Source organism: Microbacterium sp. KUDC0406, assembly GCF_021582875.1.
In the GTDB taxonomy this organism is placed as follows: Bacteria; Actinomycetota; Actinomycetes; order Actinomycetales; family Microbacteriaceae; genus Microbacterium.
The window spans coordinates 1,837,349-1,853,224 of record NZ_CP091138.1; the positions used below are offsets into that span (position 1 = coordinate 1,837,349).

Below are 15,876 nucleotides of genomic sequence, written 5' to 3' on the forward strand. Positions count from 1 at the left end.
AGCGCGCTTCGCCGGCCGCGTGAGCGACGCACTCACGCTTTGACCGTGGAAGGAGGAGAACGTCGCTCCACGGCCGACGGCACCGGCGTTTCTCTCCTGCACCGGGCGAGACGGCAAGGAGGCTCCGTGAGAACGGGTCAGGTGCCGGACTCCGCGGCGCGCACCTCGTCCTCGAGCAGGCGCAGGCGCTCGCGAAGCGCGCGCTCGGCATCCCAGCCGTTCGCGCGGGCGTGCGCGACGAGGGCGAGCAGAGCGTCGCCGAGTTCGGCTTCGGATGCCGGGAGATCGGACTGCTCGGCCAGCTGAATGCGTTTCGTCTCTGCGTTTCGACTCGCAGGCTCGCTCAACGACCACGACGCGGCGACGGCGCCCGCCCGGCCGAGCAGCTTCTGCGCGAGCGCCAGCGCGGGCATGCCCCGCGGCACGCCGTCGAGCACACTCCGCCGCTCGCGCTTCTCCGCGGCCTTCGCCGCGTGCCAGTGCACGAGCACCTCTTCGGTGTCGTCGCGACGGCATCGCCGAACACGTGCGGATGCCGGCGCACCATCTTCTCGGTGAGGCCGCGCGCGACATCGTCGATGTCGAACTCCGAGACCTCCGCCGCGATCGCAGCATGGAACAGCACCTGCCAGAGCAGATCCCCGAGCTCTTCGCGCAGCTCCTCCGCGGTTCCGCCCTCGACCGCGTCGATGACCTCGTGCGCCTCCTCGATCAGATACGGCACGAGGTCCCGGTGCGTGATGCGCTGAGACCACGGGCACTCGGCCCGCACCCGCCGCATGACCTCGGCGGCATCCCGCAGCGGATCGGTCATGACGCCACCCTCCGGTAGTGCCGCGCGCGCAGCGAGACGACGACACCCGACAGGGCGAGCGCGATGAGCGATCCGCCCAGGACGCCCAGGATCGCCTGATCGCGGATGCCGGGATCCCCGGCGAACGCGAGGTTCGCCAGCAGCAGCGACACCGTGAACCCGATGCCTCCGAGCACGCCGGCGGCGACGAGGTCGGGCAGCACCAACGCGGGGGCCTGTCCGCGTGGCCGGAAGCGCATCGCGATCCAGCCGAACAGCGTGATGCCGATGATCTTGCCGACGGGCAGCGCGATGAGGATGGCCCAGAACGCGGGCGAGAGGCCGCTGCCGCCGACCTGAGGAATGACCACGAACGCGGCGGCGAAGGCGAACACCGGCAGGATGATGCCGTTCACCCAGGGCTCGAGAGCGTGCCGGGTGCGCTCGGCAGGGCTCGGCGACATCACCAGTCCCAGCATCACGCCGGCGATCGTGGCGTGCACGCCCGACTCCGACACGAGCACCCAGGTGGCCACGCCGACGACGACCATGAGCACGGCGATGAACCAGTGGCCGCTGCGCCCCAGCATCCGGCTCAGGATCGCGAACACCCCCACCGCGACGACCGCCAGCAGGAAGAGTCCCCAGTGCACGTCGTGCGCGAAGAGCACGGCGATGAAGATGATGCCGATGATGTCGTCCAGGATCGCGAGTGCGAGCAGGAAGACCCGGACGGCCGACGGCAGCCCCCTGCCGAACATGGCGAGCACGCCGAGCGCGAAGGCGATGTCGGTGGCGGTGGGGATCGGCCAGCCGGCTGCAGTGGCCCCTGAGCCCGTCGAAGGGCCGGCGATGAGCAGGTAGATCGCGATCGGCACCAGCACGCCGCCGGCCGTCGGCGACCGCCGGGCTGGGCCGCCTTGTGCAGACTGTCCAGCTCGCCGTGCGTGAGCTCATGACGAAGCTCGATCGCGACCATGAGGAAGAAGATCGCGAGCAGGCCGTCGGCGATCCAGTCCGAGATCGAATGATCGATGTCGGTGCCGGGGACGGCGATGTGGAAGCCGAGCACCTCCGCGATCGCGTCGTGGGCGGGCAGATTGGCGAGCAGGAGTCCGAGTGCCGCCGCGAGCAGCAGGAGCACGGCAGGGAACTGCTGTCCGCGAAGGGCTTTCACCGAGATACGCATCCCCACCATGCTCTCATCACCACCCTCGTCGGCAGCGGATGTCACGCGGTCCGAGGCGCCGTTCGCGTCGGGATACGCTCGAAGGATGACCCCCGAGCCCACACCCACCGAGGCCATCCGCGTCATCACCCGATTCGAGGCGTCCAGCGGCATACCCGACGAGATGCGGGCCGATGTGCGGATGCTGGGCGGACTGCTCGGCCAGGTCCTGCGCGAATCGGGATCGCCCGGTCTGTTCGAGGACGTCGAGCGGCTGCGACTGGCGACGATCCAGGCGTATGACGAGGAGTCGGATGCGGCGTTCCGACGCGCCGCCGAGATCGCGGACGGCTTCACGATCGAGCGCGCCGACGAGGTGGCCCGCGCGTTCACCTGCTACTTCCACCTGGTGAACCTCGCCGAGGAGCACCAGCGCGTGCGCATCCTGCGCGAACGCGCAGGCAAGCCCGGCCCTTCGACGGGCTCAGGGAGCCAGGAGAAGCTGCCCGACACCGTCGCGACCGCGTTTGCGCGGCTGCGCTCCGAGGTCGGCGAGGACGAGGCCCGGCGCCGGCTCGAGGGCCTGCGATTCCACCCCGTCTTCACCGCGCACCCCACCGAGGCGCGACGTCGGGCCGTCTCCGGCAGCATCCGCCGGATCGCCGAGCTGCTCACCCAGCACGACGCGGCCAGCGACGGCGGGGCCGAGCAGCGCCGCGCGCTGCGCCGGATGCTGGAAGAGGTCGACACCCTGTGGCGCACCGCACCGCTGCGCGCGCAGAAGCCGACGCCCACCGACGAGGTGCGCACGGTGATGAGCGTGTTCGACGAGACGCTGTTCACGACGGTGCCGCACATCTACCGCCGCATCGACGACGACCTGCGCGGTGACGAGTCCGGCGACTCCGCCCCGGTCGTGCCGGCGTTCGTGCGCATCGGCTCCTGGGTCGGCGGCGACCGTGACGGTAACCCGTTCGTCACCTCCTCGGTGACTCGCGAGGCATCCGCGATCGCCTCCGAGCACGTGCTGCGCGGTCTGGAGCGCGCGATCGAGCGCATCGGCCGCACGCTCACGCTGGACGCCGAGGACACTCCGCCCAGCACCGAGGTGCAGGAGATCTGGGACGGGTTCGCGCGATCCGACGCCGCCCTGGCCGAGGAGGTCGCCACCCGCTCCCCGGCGGAGCCGCACCGCCGCGTGCTGCTCGTGCTCGCGCACCGTGTGCGGGCCACCCGGCACGAGGCCCGTGACGCCTACGGCGCCCCCGAGGAGCTGCTCGCCGACCTGCGCGCCGTGCAGCGGTCGCTCGCGGAGGCCGGGGCCCGTCGGCACGCCTTCGGCGGCGTGCAGCACCTGATCTGGCAGGTCGAGACGTACGGCTTCCACCTCACCGAGCTCGAGGTGCGGCAGCACTCCAAGGTGCACCGCCAGGCGCTCGCCGAGCTGGAGGCCGGTGGTCCGATCGGAGCGCAGACCGAGGAAGTGCTCGAGGTGTTCCGCGCGGTCGCCGACATCCAGAAGCGCTACGGTCTGCGCGCCGCGGGCCGCTATGTGGTGTCGTTCACCCAGTCGGCCGAGGACCTCGCGAACGTGCACCTGCTCGCGCGCCATGCGCTCGGCGAGGACGCCCCCGTGCTCGACGTCGTGCCGCTGTTCGAGACGTTCGCCGACCTGAAGGCCGCGCCGGGCATCATGAGCGAGGCCGTCACGACGCCGGAGTTCCGGGCACGGCTCGCCGAGACCGGCAACCGTCTCGAGGTGATGCTCGGCTACTCCGACTCGTCCAAGGACGTCGGCCCGGTGGCCGCGAATCTCGCCCTGTACGAGGCGCAGCGTGAGATCGCCCTGTGGGCGAAGGACGCCGGCTTCGAACTGACCCTGTTCCACGGTCGCGGCGGAGCGCTCGGCCGCGGCGGCGGCCCCGCGAACTCGGCGATCCTCGCTCAGCCGCCGCACTCGGTGGACGGCCGGTTCAAGCTCACCGAGCAGGGTGAGGTGATCTTCGCGCGGTACGGCGAGCCGGCGATCGCCATGCGGCACATCGACCAGGTCGCCGCGGCGACGCTGCTGGCCTCCTCGCCCACCGTCGAGGAGCGCACCAGCGGAGCGGCATCCCGCTTCGCGCGCATCGCCGACGTGATGGATGCCGCCTCTCGCGAGCGGTTCTTCTCGCTGGTCGCGGCCGACGGCTTCGCGCCCTGGTTCGCGACCGTCACCCCCATGGAGGAGATCGGACTGCTCGCGCTGGGCTCCCGCCCCGCGCGACGCGGGCTGTCGGTCGAGTCCCTCGAAGACCTGCGGGCCATCCCGTGGGTGTTCGCCTGGACGCAGGCGCGCATCAACCTCGCCGGCTGGTTCGGCCTGGGCTCAGCGCTCGAGGCGGTCGGCGACGAGCAGGCACTGGTCGAGGCGTACCGCGAGTGGCCGCTGCTGCGCACCATGGTCGACAACGTGGCGATGAGCCTGGCGAAGACCGACGAGCGCATCGCCCGCGAGTACCTGGCGCTCGGCGACCGGGACGATCTCGCGAAGCTGGTGCTCGACGAGCTCGAGCTCACGCGGGACTGGGTGATCCGTCTCACGGGCGGCGACCGCCTGCTCGCGAACAAGCCCGTGCTGCAGCGCGCCGTGCAGCTGCGCAGCCCGTATGTGGACGCCCTGTCCCTGCTGCAGCTGCGGGCGCTTCGCGCCCTGCGCACGAACGCCACCACCGAACCCGCGGCCTCGCCCGACCTGCAGCGCCTCCTGCTGCTGTCGGTCAGCGGTGTGGCCGCAGGGCTGCAGAACACGGGGTGATCGATCGGGCGTCCTCGTGCTGCTGACGCGCGGACGAGGGCACCCTGGTGGTCGTTGTACAGTGAAACTCCGCCCGATCCGGCGGATCCTCACGCGACACGATCGCTCCGCATGACTTCATCCCCCTTCAGAAAGCACCCGCGTGACCATCGAGACCACAGCCGACTTCCACCCGCTCTCCACCGCCGCACAGCCCGTGTTCGACGCCGTGCGCACGCTCAACCCGAATGAGCCGGAGTTCCACCAGGCTGTGCACGAGGTCCTGCACTCGATCGGGCCGGTGCTGGAGCGCCGCTCGGAGTACCTCGACAAGGGCGTGCTCGAGCGCCTCGTCGAGCCGGAGCGTCAGATCATCTTCCGGGTGCCGTGGATCGACGATTCCGGCAAGCTGCAGGTGAACCGCGGCTACCGGGTGCAGTACAACTCGGCTCTCGGCCCGTACAAGGGCGGTCTGCGCTTCCACCCGTCGGTGAACATCTCGATCATCAAGTTCCTCGGCTTCGAGCAGATCTTCAAGAACGCGCTCACCGGTCAGGGCATCGGAGGCGGCAAGGGCGGGTCGAACTTCGACCCGCACGGCAAGAGCGAGGCCGAGGTGATGCGCTTCTGCCAGTCGTTCATGAACGAGCTGTTCCGCCACATCGGTGAGCACACCGACGTCCCCGCCGGTGACATCGGCGTCGGCGGCCGCGAGATCGGATACATGTTCGGCATGTACCGCAAGATCACGAACCGCTTCGAGTCGGGCATCCTCACCGGCAAGGGCATCGGCTGGGGCGGTGCACAGGTCCGCACCGAGGCGACCGGCTACGGCGCGGTGTTCTTCGTGCAGGAGATGCTCGCGGTGCACGGCGAGAACCTCGAGGGCAAGCGCGTCGCCGTCTCGGGCTCGGGCAACGTCGCGATCTACGCGATCGAGAAGGCTCAGCAGCTCGGTGCACGCGCCATCACCGCGTCGGACTCGACCGGCTACGTGCTCGACGAGGCCGGGATCGACCTGGCCCTGCTGCGCCAGATCAAGGAGGTCGAGCGCGGCCGCATCGTCGATTATGCGAACCGCCGTCCCGGTGCGGTGTTCGTCGAGGGCGGCAACGTCTGGGAGGTCCCGGTCGAGATCGCCGTCCCGTCCGCGACGCAGAACGAGCTCGACGAGGACTCCGCGCGGATGCTGGTCGCGAACGGCGTCCGCGCCGTGGCGGAGGGCGCCAACATGCCGTCGACCCCGGAGGCGGTCGGCGTCTTCCAGCAGGAGGGCGTGCTGTTCGCCCCCGGCAAGGCCGCCAACGCCGGCGGCGTCGCGACCTCCGCCCTGGAGATGAGCCAGAACGCCGCCCGTCAGCGCTGGAGCTTCGCCGACAGCGAGCAGCGCCTGCGCGACATCATGGCCGACATCCACGACGCGTCGTTCCAGGCCGCGGAGCGCTACGGCGTGCCGGGCGACTACGTGGCCGGAGCCAACATCGCCGGCTTCGAGCGCGTCGCCGATGCGATGCTCGAGCAGGGCGTCATCTGACGCATCCGTCTTCCTCTTCGCCGAGACCCCGCCTGAATGACGTCATTCAGGCGGGGTCTCGGCGATTCAGGCGGGGTCTCGCCGCGCGCGGCGGCGGATGCGGCGAATCAGACCTCGCGGTCGCCACCGTGCCGGGCGAGCGACCGGGCGTAGCGCTCGGTGAGCTGCACCATCAGATCGGGCGTGGAACGATCCACTCCGAAGACGTATCCGGGGAAGTCGAGCTCGTGCTGCGCCTCCCAGATCTCCTCGTGCCGATCGGGCGAGAGGATGCGGAGCGGGTCGCCGACCGCGACCCAGCCGATCGGCACCACCGTCTCCGGCGGCAGCGTGGTGCGCAGATGCACCACGCCGTTGATCCGCACCTCGCTGCGCTCCCGGATCACGGCGCCGTTGAAGATGCGCACGCCGGTGGCGAGGAACACCTCCTCGGCGATCGTCGCACCGGAGATGCTCGCCATCGGGCCCACGAGCACGTGGTCTGCGATGTGCACGGGGTTCGCCGCCGTGGCGCGGATCAGTGCGTTCTCCATCACGATCACGTGCTCGCCGAGGGTGATCGGGCCGCCCTCGGCGGTGATCACGGCGCCGTGCAGCACCTGACAGTTCTCGCCGATCGTGACGTCGCCCGAGATCACGGCGGAGCGTGCGACGACGGCTGTCTCATGGATGCGGGGTCGAGCCCCGAGGTGCTCATAGATCATGCCGCCAGACTAACCGGGCGCTGCCGGAACCTGCGCGACGCCGTCGCACCGGACCGCGCCGATGCGGGAGGATGAGCTATGCCCGTCGTCCCGTTCGTGCCGCTCGTCCTCGATCCGGACGGCGTCACGTACGCGCACGGCCCCGACTCGGAACCGCGGCTGGATGTGCGCCCCGGCACCGTCCGGGAGTTCGTGATCGATGACAGTCGCGCCTACCCCGGAACCGTCCGGCGCATCTGGGTGCACACCGCTGCCACACACGACCCGTCGTCGCCGGCGGCAGTGATGCTGTTCAACGACGGGTGGTGGTACCTGGATCCGGGCGGTGACGTGCGCACCGGCATCGTGCTGGACAACCTCGCCGCGCAGCACGCGATCCCTCCGATGATCGGCGTGTTCGTCGATCCCGGCGTGGTCCCGGATTCGGCGACGCCGAAGAACCGCAACGACGAGTACGACCCGGGTGACGCCCGCTACGCCGACTTCCTGCTCCACGAGGTGCTCCCGAGCGTTGCGCAGGATCTGGCGCTCGGCGGCGGCATCGGGATCTGCGGCGGCAGCTCGGGCGGAAACGCAGCCTTCACCGCCGCCTGGCACCGGCCCGACGCGATCGCGCGGGTGATCGCGTTCAATCCGAGCTTCGCGCAGATCCCCGGCGGCAACCCCTACCCCGCTCTGCTCGCCGACGGCGAGACGCGGCGGATCCGCACGTTCCTGCACGCCGCGCACCACGACATCGGATGGAACGAGCGCGAAGCGAACTGGTTCGCCGAGTCGCTCGAGACCGCGGCCGCGATGGCCCGCTCGGGGCATGACGTCCGCCTGGTCGTCGGCGACGGCGGGCACAGCCCGAACCACGGCGGCGTGCTGCTGCCCGACGCGCTGCGCTGGCTCTGGCGCTGACCGGGCCGGTCAGGATCGTCGGGCCTCGATCAGGTGCCGCGAGGAGTGGGCGACGAACGGACCTTCTCGCCGGATCTGCTCGTGAAGGTCGCGCAAGCGGTCACGGTATCGCTCGACGGTGAAACCCGGGACCCACCAGATCAGCTTGCGCAGGAGATAGACGACCGCGCCGACGTCATGGATCTCGATCCTCAGTCGCGCTGCGCGCAGATCCACGATCTCCAGGCCGGCGGCGCGGGCCGCATCCGTCTCCGCCCGCGGGTCACGACCGCGCCGCTGCTCGGGCAGCGGCCCGAGGAAGAACTCGATCAGCTCGAAGCCGCTGGCGGGGCCGACGTGCTGTGCGAAGTAGGTGCCGCCGCGCGCGAGCACGCGCGCGATCTCCGGCCAGTCCGGCGCGACCGGATGCCGGCTGGTGATGAGGTCGAACCCGCCGTCCGCGAACGGCAGCGGCTCCCCGGCTGTGGTCCGCACGACCGCGACGCCGCGTGGATGCAGCCGGGCAGTGGCCTCCGCGGCGTTCGGTGGCCAGGCCTCCGTGGCGACGGCGACCGGCGGGAAGGCGGTGGCCTCGGCGAGCACCTCTCCTCCGCCGGTGTCGAGGTCGAGTGCGGCATGCGCCGCAGCCCAGCGTTCCGCGAGGAGGCGGGCATACCCCCACGGCGGGCGCTCCTCTGACGCACGGCCGTCGAGCCAGTCGAAGCCCCAGCCGGTGACGTCGGCGGTCTCCGCGTCTGCGATGAGTTCTTCGAAGGTGCCAGCCACCTCTCGATCCTCGCATGCGGTTATCGTGGCGGGATGCCGGTCTCGCCCTACATCGCCTCGCTCCGCGCCCATGTCGGGCACGCCCTGCTGCTGATCCCGGCGGTCACCGCGGTGATCCGTGACGGGGAGCGGTTCCTGCTCGCCCGGCACGCGGATTCCGGGCAGTGGGGGCTCGTCGGCGGCAGCATCGAACCCGGCGAGCACCCTGCCGACGCTCTGGTCCGCGAGGTGCACGAAGAGATCGGCACCGGCATCCGCGTCCTCGGGATCGTCGGCGTCTACGGCGGCGAGGAGTTGACCGTCGAGTATCCGAACGGCGACCGCGTCGCCTACGTGACCACGGCTTATTCCTGCACCCTGACCGGCGCACCGCGACCGGATCTCGACGAGATCCTCGAGGTCGCCTGGTTCTCGAGGGACGAGGCCGTCGCTCTCGACCTGCAGCCCTATGTCGAACGGGTGCTCGCCGACGCCTGACGTCTCAGGTGCGGTTCTTGCGCGCGCCTCTGATGATTCCGTAGACGAGGGTCACCAGGAACAGGATGATCCCGAGCACCGCCAGCCAGAGAAGGCCCTTCACCACGAACCCGAGCACTGAGAAGCCCAGCCAGATGAGCAGGAGCACGATCAGAAGAATCCACATGGCCCGAGTCTCGGCGTCCGTCGAGGCCCGCGACACCCCGTTGACGAGCACAGGCGGATCCGTTAGCGCCGTAGACTCGATGCCATGCAATGCCGGTGAGTCGCCTCCGTCCCCGCCTTCGGGCGCCGTTCGTCGCGTCCGGGCATCCTTCGACAGGAAAGACTCACCATGCAGCATCCTCTTGCGGGCCGTACGGCCCTCGTCACCGGCGTCTCCCGCCGGGCCGGAATCGGCTACGCGACCGCCACGACTCTCGCCGCGCTCGGCGCGAATGTGTTCATCCACCACTTCCGTGCACACGACCTCGATCAGCCCTGGGGCGGCGACGACCTCGACGAGGTGCGCGCCGGAGTGTCCGACGCGCTGATCCCCGGTGCCGTCTCCGGCGACCAGCACGCCGACCTTCGCGATCCCGCGTCGATCGAGCCGCTGCTGGATGCGGCGTCCGAGCTGACCGGATCGCTCGACATCCTGATCTGCAATCAGGCCATGAGCGGCAGCGACGGCGGCATCCTCGACATGACCGCTGACCGGCTCGACGCGCACTGGCAGGCCAACGCCCGGGCGACGCTGCTGCTGACCGCCGGCTTCGCCCGGCGGAAGACGGCGACGGATGCCGCCGAGCAGCGCCCCGGCGACCGCGTGGGCTCCGGCCCGTTCGAGAGGCCCACCGGGCACGTCATCTGGATGACCTCGGGCCAGGCCGACGGCCCGATGCGCGGCGAGGTCGCCTACGCCACGAGCAAGGCCGCACTGGCCGGCGTCACGAAGACCGTCGCCGCCGAGCTGCTCGACCTCGGCATCGTGCTGAACACGGTGAACCCCGGCCCTGTCGACACGGGTTATCTCGATCCCGCGACGACGGACCGCGACCTGAGCTGGTTGCCGGAGTTCCTGGCGAAGACCCCGTTCGGGCGATTCGGACGGCCCGACGATCCGGCCCGGCTGATCGGCTGGCTGTGCACGGATGCCGGGTCGTGGGTGGTCGGGCAGGTGCTCACCACCGACGGCGGCTTCGCGCTGCGCTGAACCGGCGGCCGGGCGTGCCCGACTTCGGATCCGGCGGGCGACACGCCGGACGATGACCGGATGCCACGGCGCGTCGCGACCCAGCATTCGAAGTCGGGTCCGCCGGCTCAGCGGCCGGACGCGTCCCACCCCCGGATGATGTCGAGGAGCGCCTCGGACGCCGCAGCGGGGGCATCCAGCATCACGACGTGACCGGCGCCGGGAATCGTGTGCAGCGGCGCGCCCTCGACGTCGGCCCACGCCTGCATCGCCGTGCGGATGTTGCCGGTGCGGTCCTCCGCGCCGACGACCAGCGCGAGCGGAACCGGCGTTCGGTACGCGGGATCGGGCGCGACGAACGAGGCGGTCGCGCGCCACACGTCGAGGAACATCGGCTTCGGCATCCTGGCGAAGGTCGCGCTGATGGACTCGACGGCCTGCGGTGTCACCGCCGAGGCATCCGCCATCAGCCTCGGCAGCTTCGACGCCGGAATGAGCCGGAGCATCGGCGCGGCCAGGCGCAGCCCGAACCGCTCGCCGCGGGTGAGCGGTCCGCTGTTCCAGGTCGTGCCGACGGCGATCAGCCCGCCGACCCGATCGGGGTGGGCGCGCACGTACGCCTGGGAGAGGTTGCCGCCCAGCGAGTGCCCCACCAGGATCGGATGCTCCAGCTGCAGCTCCTCGAGAAGCGCGCCAAGATCGGCGAGGGCGTCCTCCGCCGTGAAGCGGGTGCCGGCGGCGAGCACAGAGGCGCCGTGCCCGCGCAGATCCCAGCGGATGCCACGGTATCCGACATCCTGCACGGCCTGCGCCTGCGTGGCGAAGGACGCGCTGTCCATCCCCGCGCCGTGCGTGAACACGACCGGCCGGCCGGGGCCTCCGCCGTCGACGTAGTGGATGGTCGCTGTGCCGCGCCGGAGGATGCCCGTCATGACTCGAGCCTAGGAGACCCTCCGAGGCTCAGGACGCCTCGGCCTTGACCGGCTCCGGGAACAGCGCCGTGAACAGGTTGCCGACCCACTCCACCAGGTCGATGTCCTCGGGCATCGGCACCAGCAGCGCCTCTCCCCGGCGACGAACTTCGCCTTAGGGTACAGCCGCTGCAGCCGCACCTGCATCGAATCGGGGAGGTTCGCCGGCGCGATGCGCAGGTTCGACCCCATCGCGACGACGTCCGAGAGCCCGGCGCGAGCGGCGCGGCGGCGCAGCCGCGCCACCGCGACGAGCCCGTCCACCTCGTCGGGCAGCGCGCCGTACCGATCGGTGAGCTCCTCGACCACGAGGTCGATCGCGTCGTCGGCGGCCGTCGTCCCTGCCGCGGCGGAGAGCTTCTGGTACGCCTCGAGACGCAGGCGCTCGCTGTCGATGTAGTGCTCCGGGATGCGGGCGTCCACCGGCAGCTCGAGCCGCAGCTCGACATCCGACGAGGTGTCCTCGCCGCGGAAGGTGGCCACGGCCTCGCCCACCATCCTCAGGTACAGGTCGAAGCCCACCCCGGCGATGTGCCCGGCCTGTTCGGCGCCGAGCATGTTGCCTGCGCCGCGCAGCTCGAGGTCCTTCAGCGCCACCTGCATGCCAGAGCCGAGGTCGTTGTTCACGGCGATGGTCTGCAGGCGGTCGGCAGCGGTCTCGCTGAGCGGCTTCAGCTCGTCGTAGAGGAAGTACGCGTACGCCCGCTCGCGGCCTCGGCCGACGCGCCCGCGCAGCTGGTGCAGCTGCGACAGGCCGTACTTGTCGGCACGGTCGATGATGATCGTGTTCGCGTTGGAGATGTCGAGGCCGGTCTCGATGATGGTCGTCGAGACGAGCACGTCGTACTTGCGCTCCCAGAAGTCGTCGACGACCTGCTCGAGCTGATGCTCAGCCATCCTGCCGTGCGCGACGGCGATGCGCGCCTCGGGCACGAGCTCGGCGAGCTCGGATGCCACGCGCTGGATCGACTGCACCCGGTTGTGCACGAAGAACACCTGCCCCTCGCGCAGGATCTCGCGGCGGATCGCCGCGGCGATCTGCTTGTCGCTGCGCGCGCCCACGAACGAGAGGATCGGATGCCGGTCCTCGGGCGGCGTCTGCAGCGTGGACATCTCACGGATGCCGGTGACGGCCATCTCGAGCGTTCGAGGGATGGGCGTCGCGCTCATCGCGAGGATGTCGACGTTGGTCTTCATCTTCTTCAGGGCGTCCTTGTGCTCGACGCCGAACCGCTGCTCCTCGTCGATGATCATCAGGCCGAGGTCCTTGAAGATCACCTGGTCGGTGAGCACACGGTGCGTGCCGATGACCATGTCGACCGTGCCGTCGGCCAGCCCTGCCAGGGTGAGGCGCGCCTCCTTGTCGGTCTGGAACCGCGACAGCGGCCGCACCTTCACGGGGAACCCGGCGAACCGCTCGGTGAACGTCTCGAGGTGCTGCTTCACCAGCAGCGTGGTCGGCACCAGCATCGCGACCTGCTTGCCGTCCTGGATCGCCTTGAACGCAGCGCGCACGGCGACCTCGGTCTTGCCGAAGCCGACGTCGCCGGAGAGCAGCCGGTCCATCGGGATCGGCCGTTCCATGTCGGCTTTGATCTCGTCGATGGTCTGCAGCTGATCGTGCGTCTCGGCGAAGGGGAACGCCTCCTCCAGCTCGCGCTGCCAGGGGGTGTCCGGACCGAAGGCGTGCCCCTTCGCGCTCATCCGGGCGGAGTACAGCTTGACCAGTTCGACGGCGATGTCGCGCACCGCTCTGCGGGCCTTGCCCTTCGCCGCGGCCCAGTCGCTGCCGCCCATCTTCGAGAGCACCGGGGCCTCGCCGCCGACGTACTTCGAGAGCAGATCGAGCTGGTCGGTGGGCACGAACAGCTTGTCGCCCGGGTAGCCGCGCTTGGACGGCGCGTACTCCAGCACGAGGTACTCGCGGGTGGTCACTGCGCGCCGCCCTGAGCTTGTCGAAGGGTTGCGGCCGCCCGACGAGACCTCGCGCTTGGTCATCTCGACGAACTTTCCGATGCCGTGCGTGTTGTGCACCACGTAGTCGCCCTGCTTGAGCTGCAGCGGGTCGACGACGTTCTTCCTGCGCGAGGCGAGCTTGCGCACCACGCGCTGATCGCCGCCGATGGTGCGACCGTAGAACTCGTTGTCGGTGAGCACGGCGAGGCGGGCCTCCGGGACCTGGAATCCGGATTCGACCGATCCTGTCACCAGAGTCGCGACGCCGGCATCCGGCTCCGCGTCGAGGTCCTCGAGGATGCGGGCGGCGATGCCGCGGTCGCCGAGCACATCGAGGGCGCGTTCGGTGAGGCCCTGCCCTGAGGCGATCACGACCACGCGCCAGCCGTCCTGCAGCCGTGCGTCGACGAACGAGATCGCACCGTCGACGTTGCCGTGGAACGACGGGATGATCGACGCATCGATGTTCGCGGCGTCCTGATCGTCGGTGGCGAACGCGCTCAGCCGCCACCACACGCCGTCGCGGTCGCGCACGACGTCGCGCAGCTGCGCGATGGTGCGGAAGTCGCCGGCCCCGAGATCGATCGGGGCGGATGCCCCGGAGGTCGCGGCGCTCCAGGCCGCTTCGAGGAACTCGCGGTTGGTCTCGCCGAGGTTCTGTGCACGGGCGGTCGCGCGTTCGGGATCGACGATCGCGGCAGCGGAGCCCTTCGGCAGGTACTCGGCGAGGGTGACGAGCGGACCGGCGACCGCCGGCAGCAGCGATTCCATGCCCTCGACGGGGATGCCCTCGCTCATCTTCTCGAGCATCCCGGCGATCGCCGGGTACCGGCCGACGAGCTCGCCGGCGCGCTCGCGCACCTCGGCGGTGAGCAGCAGTTCGCGGCTGGCGGGCATGTCGATGACCGTGATCTCACCGGGCAGAGAGCGCTGGTCGGCGACGGAGAAGGCACGGATCTGGTCGACCTCGTCGCCGAAGAACTCCACCCTGGACGGATGCTCGGCCGTCGGCGGGAACACGTCGAGGATGCCGCCGCGCACCGCGAACTCGCCGCGGCGCGAGACCATGTCCACACGGGAGTACGCCCGCTCCACCAACTGCTCGACGGCCTCTTCGAGCTCGAGGCCGCGGCGGCCGACGCGCAGCTCGAGCGGGGCGGCGTCACCGAGGTTGGCGGCGAGCGGCTGCAGCGCGGCGCGCACCGAGGCGACGACCACCAGCGGCTTCGCACCGTCCCAGGTGGTGATGCTGCGCAGCGTCTCGAGCCGGCGGCCGACGGTGTCGGGGCTCGGACTCAGACGCTCGTGCGGCAGGGTCTCCCAGGCCGGGAAGGTGAGGATCTCGGCATCCGCGAGGTACGTGCCCAGCGCCGCCGCGACCGACTCGGCGCGCCGGCCGGTGGGCGTGACGACGAGCACGGCGGCGGGATGCCCGGCATCCGCACGTCTGCGGAGCAGACCGGCGATCACGGGAGCGTCGAGCCCGTCGACCAGCGAGATGTCGGCGTCGGTGGATGCCCAGCTGAGAGCATCGCGGTACAGGTTCGCCTCTTCCAAGGCGCGCAGAATCCCCGGAACAGTCACCGGACAAGTGTATTGCGGGTCGCCGACATGCGGGACCTGGCGATTACACTGACCGGCATGACGCTCCCTCCGCCGAACCAGTCCCCGCACGCGCACCCGGCGGCCGTCGTCTCCGAGCCCGGCTCGCCCGTGCTGGGGCGCTGGGCGATGGGCTCTGGGTCTGGGGATCACCGCGCTCGTGTGCGGAGCGGTGAGCGCGATCGGCGCTGTGCTCAGCCTGTTCAGGATCCTTCCCTTCGATTTCAGCCCGGCGACCTCACTAGGCACTCTCGTCGGGCTCACCGCCATCGGCTTGGGCATCGCGGCGGCGGTGTCGCGCCGCGGGCGCAGGGCCGGGATCTTCGGCATCGTGACGGCGCTCGCGGGGGCTCTGGTGTGGGGACTCGTCTGAGGTGGACTGATGCGGTACACGCTGATCGGCTTCGGGGCGGTCATCGTCGACCAGAGCTCCTGATCATCGGTCAGACGTCCTGACGGAGGCGTGCGGCATGGCCTGACAGGTGAGCGCGACCGCAACGACGGTTGGACGGGAGTTATCCACAGGGCGTGAACGGCGCGCCGCTCCGGGCGAATACGGTGGCGGTCATGTCGCAGCGTGCAGAAGATGGAGCCGTCACAGAGCGCGGATCGTCGAGGCTCGCCTGGGCCTCCGTCGGCCTCGCCGCCGTTTCGATGACCGTCGCATTCTTGGATGCCTGGGACGTCATCGAGCTCTATCTCTGGGGCGATTCCCTCGCCCTGCTTGACGTTCGTCCAGCCGGACGAATGGGTGTCGTTGTCGTCGTTCTCAGCCTCATCGCATCGATCACGGCCATCTACACACGGAGGACACTCCAAGGAGGACGACCCGCGATCTGGGCGATCATCCTCTCCGCGGCCGCGTTCTCATTGGAGCTGTTGGTCCCCCTGATCATGCAGCTGCTGCTCATTCTGTTCCCGATCGGTTACGCCCTCTATCGGCTGTGGACCGCGTGACTCGATCGGCCAGCGTCCCAGGCACGGGCACGGTCAGGGATGCCTCCGCGCGCAAGGGTGCCCGACGGACGATGAAGACCCCGGGTGCTCCGCGAC

The 15,876-nt window shown here is 70.2% G+C and carries 12 protein-coding genes and 3 pseudogenes; 7 read left to right on the plus strand and 8 right to left on the minus strand.

The window, feature by feature from the left end:
* Positions 1 to 137: 137 nt before the first annotated feature.
* The 3 genes and pseudogenes from L2X99_RS09300 to L2X99_RS18270 form a co-directional block, all read right to left on the minus strand.
* Positions 138 to 814: pseudogene (locus L2X99_RS09300) on the minus strand (MazG family protein).
* Entirely contained in the window at positions 811 to 1,677 is an 867-nt protein-coding gene (locus tag L2X99_RS09305) for a Na+/H+ antiporter NhaA (protein ID WP_268928495.1), read from the minus strand. The pseudogene L2X99_RS09300 and the gene L2X99_RS09305 overlap by 4 nt, the downstream one beginning before the upstream one ends.
* Before the next feature lie 83 nt (positions 1,678 to 1,760).
* Positions 1,761 to 2,135 (minus strand): annotated as a pseudogene (locus L2X99_RS18270) (Na+/H+ antiporter NhaA); the annotation flags it as partial.
* On the opposite strand from L2X99_RS18270, the gene L2X99_RS09310 reads away from it, so the two are divergent.
* Together L2X99_RS09310 and gdhA are read left to right on the plus strand one after the other, a co-directional pair.
* Positions 2,068 to 4,758, plus strand: coding sequence for a phosphoenolpyruvate carboxylase (locus tag L2X99_RS09310; protein ID WP_236134999.1), 2,691 nt, complete (start codon positions 2,068 to 2,070; stop codon positions 4,756 to 4,758). The pseudogene L2X99_RS18270 and the gene L2X99_RS09310 overlap by 68 nt on opposite strands.
* 142 nt (positions 4,759 to 4,900) lie before the next feature.
* Complete coding sequence (gene gdhA, locus L2X99_RS09315; RefSeq protein WP_236135000.1) at positions 4,901 to 6,271, plus strand: NADP-specific glutamate dehydrogenase; 1,371 nt, start codon at positions 4,901 to 4,903, stop codon at positions 6,269 to 6,271.
* Between the two features lie 107 nt (positions 6,272 to 6,378).
* Here the strand turns inward: gdhA and L2X99_RS09320 are convergent, their stop codons facing one another.
* Complete coding sequence (locus tag L2X99_RS09320) at positions 6,379 to 6,975, minus strand: gamma carbonic anhydrase family protein (RefSeq protein ID WP_236123860.1); 597 nt, start codon at positions 6,973 to 6,975, stop codon at positions 6,379 to 6,381.
* A gap of 78 nt (positions 6,976 to 7,053) precedes the next feature.
* Between L2X99_RS09320 and L2X99_RS09325 the strand changes: the two genes are divergently transcribed.
* Complete coding sequence (locus L2X99_RS09325) at positions 7,054 to 7,878, plus strand: alpha/beta hydrolase (protein WP_236135001.1); 825 nt, start codon at positions 7,054 to 7,056, stop codon at positions 7,876 to 7,878.
* A gap of 9 nt (positions 7,879 to 7,887) precedes the next feature.
* Here L2X99_RS09325 and L2X99_RS09330 read toward each other — a convergent pair whose 3' ends face one another.
* Positions 7,888 to 8,643, minus strand: coding sequence for a class I SAM-dependent methyltransferase (locus tag L2X99_RS09330; protein ID WP_236123858.1), 756 nt, complete (start codon positions 8,641 to 8,643; stop codon positions 7,888 to 7,890).
* Between the two features lie 33 nt (positions 8,644 to 8,676).
* Here L2X99_RS09330 and L2X99_RS09335 point away from each other — a divergent pair, with 33 nt between their 5' ends.
* The gene (locus tag L2X99_RS09335; RefSeq protein WP_236135002.1) at positions 8,677 to 9,120 is read left to right on the plus strand and encodes an NUDIX domain-containing protein; all 444 of its coding nucleotides are present in this window, start codon (positions 8,677 to 8,679) and stop codon (positions 9,118 to 9,120) included.
* A gap of 4 nt (positions 9,121 to 9,124) precedes the next feature.
* On the opposite strand, the gene L2X99_RS09340 is transcribed toward L2X99_RS09335, so the two are convergent.
* A complete protein-coding gene (locus L2X99_RS09340; RefSeq protein ID WP_236123856.1) occupies positions 9,125 to 9,286 on the minus strand; it encodes a hypothetical protein in 162 nt (53 codons plus the stop codon).
* A 168-nt stretch (positions 9,287 to 9,454) separates the two neighbouring features.
* Between L2X99_RS09340 and L2X99_RS09345 the strand changes: the two genes are divergently transcribed.
* Positions 9,455 to 10,315, plus strand: a complete 861-nt coding sequence (locus L2X99_RS09345; protein WP_236123855.1) for an SDR family oxidoreductase — start codon at positions 9,455 to 9,457, stop codon at positions 10,313 to 10,315.
* Positions 10,316 to 10,422: 107 nt separating this feature from the next.
* Here L2X99_RS09345 and L2X99_RS09350 read toward each other — a convergent pair whose 3' ends face one another.
* Complete coding sequence (locus L2X99_RS09350) at positions 10,423 to 11,226, minus strand: alpha/beta fold hydrolase (protein WP_236135003.1); 804 nt, start codon at positions 11,224 to 11,226, stop codon at positions 10,423 to 10,425.
* Between the two features lie 28 nt (positions 11,227 to 11,254).
* A pseudogene (gene mfd / locus L2X99_RS09355) lies at positions 11,255 to 14,805 on the minus strand (transcription-repair coupling factor).
* A gap of 190 nt (positions 14,806 to 14,995) precedes the next feature.
* Here mfd and L2X99_RS09360 point away from each other — a divergent pair.
* Together L2X99_RS09360 and L2X99_RS09365 are read left to right on the plus strand one after the other, a co-directional pair.
* The gene (locus tag L2X99_RS09360) at positions 14,996 to 15,196 is read left to right on the plus strand and encodes a hypothetical protein (protein ID WP_236135004.1); all 201 of its coding nucleotides are present in this window, start codon (positions 14,996 to 14,998) and stop codon (positions 15,194 to 15,196) included.
* A 194-nt stretch (positions 15,197 to 15,390) separates the two neighbouring features.
* Positions 15,391 to 15,780: a hypothetical protein gene (locus L2X99_RS09365; RefSeq protein ID WP_236135005.1), complete on the plus strand. Its 390-nt coding sequence runs from the start codon at positions 15,391 to 15,393 to the stop codon at positions 15,778 to 15,780.
* Positions 15,781 to 15,876 lie beyond the last annotated feature (96 nt).